The following is a 1770-nucleotide window of genomic DNA, read 5'->3' as shown; positions in this document are numbered from 1 at the left end:
GGCAGCAGCGGCTCGAGCGGGGTGAACTGCTCCACCGGGGAGTCCGGCCGGGGCTGCCGCCGCCCCTCCGCGGTCCGGCGTGGTGCCTCACCCGCCCGCTGCTGGGGCGGATGTTCCTCGCGGAGGGCCTCCGGCATGCCGGCCGCCGGCGGTGCCTGTCGCTCTGTCGGCTCCCGCCGCCGACGCTCCTCGGCGTACTCGGCGCGCCGCCGCTCCAGGTCGCGCTCGCACTCCAGCGCGATCCGCTGGTCCCAGTACGGCTGCAGCAGGCGGCGGACCCGTTCGTCGAGGTGCACGGAGACGTCCGGCTCGCAGGTGAACGTCACCTCGCCGCGCACGTACTCCCACGGGAGGGCGTCGTCGCCGGTGAACGCCTCGTAGAGCGCGATCTCCACCTCCCGCGGCCGGTGCGGCGGGCTGTCCCGGGCACACCGGGCGGCGATGCGGAACAGGCGCTGGATCGCCTGTCGCTGGAAGTAGTCGACGTACCAGCCGAACAGCTCCGGCCGTACCGAGGCGGAGGTCCAGGTGAAGGTGGTCCGGATCTCGAAGCCGTACACCTGGCCCTGGGCCGGCACGAGCTCCGGCGCGAGGACCCGCCGGTCGACGATCGTCACGCTGGGCTGCGGCTCGTCCGTCCAGCGGAACTGGTCCAGGACCGGCCGGATCTTCGGCCACCACCGGTGCGCGCGTTCCCGCGCCTGGTCCCGAAGCCTCGCCGCCTGCTCCTGCCAGCGCCCACGCCAGCCGTCGACCGGCTGCCCGCCCGGCGCCCTGGCGCCCCCCTCGGGCCGCGCGGGCGGGTGGGTCTCGTCCGGCCCGCCGCCTCGGGCGCCGTCGTCGGACGTCCCGGTCATCGCACCCCTCTCTGGCAGCGACCGTCCCACCCGAGGTGCGGAGGCGACCCGGGGTGGTCGGTGAGGGGTGTGCCGAGCCGTCGCCGGCGGGGCCGACGGCGATCCGTCGTCCCACGCTAACAAGGCGGCCCGCCGTCGGTCGACAGCCGCGCGGGCGGGTTTGATCGTCGACACCGGAGAGCCGCGAGGCGCGGACGGCCGGCGGGCTCGACCGCAACGATCGCCGTGGACCCGCGTCCGCTTGCCAGCCATTGGTCGACATCACTACATTGGCCGACGGGCGCGGTCGTCGCCCCGAGCCGGGCATTCCCGTACGCGCCGTGGCGCGCGTGCGGTCACGCGAGGTCCCCGCAACTCCCGCACCGCCGGCCACCGGCCGGCGGTCCGCTGAGAGGACCCTCGATGAGGATCTCCCATGCCCGTTTCGCCCCGCTGGCCGCGGCCACGGTCACCGTGGTCGCCGCCGTCGGCATCGCCCCGCTGGTCGCCGGCCCGGCCGCCGCCGGGCAGGGGTGCCAGATCGACTACCGCCCCAACGAGTGGCCGGGCGGCTTCACCGCCACGGTCCGCGTCGCCCCCGGCGACACCGCGGTCAACGGCTGGACGGTGACCTGGACGTACCCCGGTGACCAGCGGATCACCGGGGCCTGGAACGCCACGGTGACCCAGTCCGGCGCTACCGTCACCGCCCGCAACGCCGCCTGGAACGGCAGCGTGCCGGCCGGTGGCGGCACCGAGTTCGGCGTCCAGGGCACGGTGGGCCCGAGCGCGCCGGCCCCGACCGGGTTCACACTCAACGGCGTACCGTGCAACGGCGCCCCGCCCGGGCCGACCACCCCGGCACCGACCACGCCGGTGCCGACCGTGCCGCCGTCCACACCGCCGCCGACCACCCCACCGCCCACGACGCCGC

Annotated in this window: 2 protein-coding genes; one reads left to right on the top strand and one right to left on the bottom strand. The window is 76.1% G+C overall.

The annotated features are described in order from the left end of the window. On the bottom strand, positions 1 to 857 hold an 857-nt coding region (locus ACWEVO_RS36070; RefSeq protein WP_452311874.1), incomplete at its 3' end, for a hypothetical protein. Between the two features lie 402 nt (positions 858 to 1259). On the opposite strand from ACWEVO_RS36070, the gene ACWEVO_RS36065 reads away from it, so the two are divergent. Next, positions 1260 to 1770, top strand: a 511-nt coding sequence (locus ACWEVO_RS36065) for a cellulose-binding domain-containing protein (protein WP_452311873.1), incomplete at its 3' end; no start/stop codon positions are given.

The sequence above is a fragment of the Micromonospora sp. NPDC003776 genome (genome assembly GCF_053605645.1).
The sequence above is the reverse complement of the archived record's forward strand: the minus strand, read 5'-3'. Positions and strand labels throughout refer to the sequence as shown.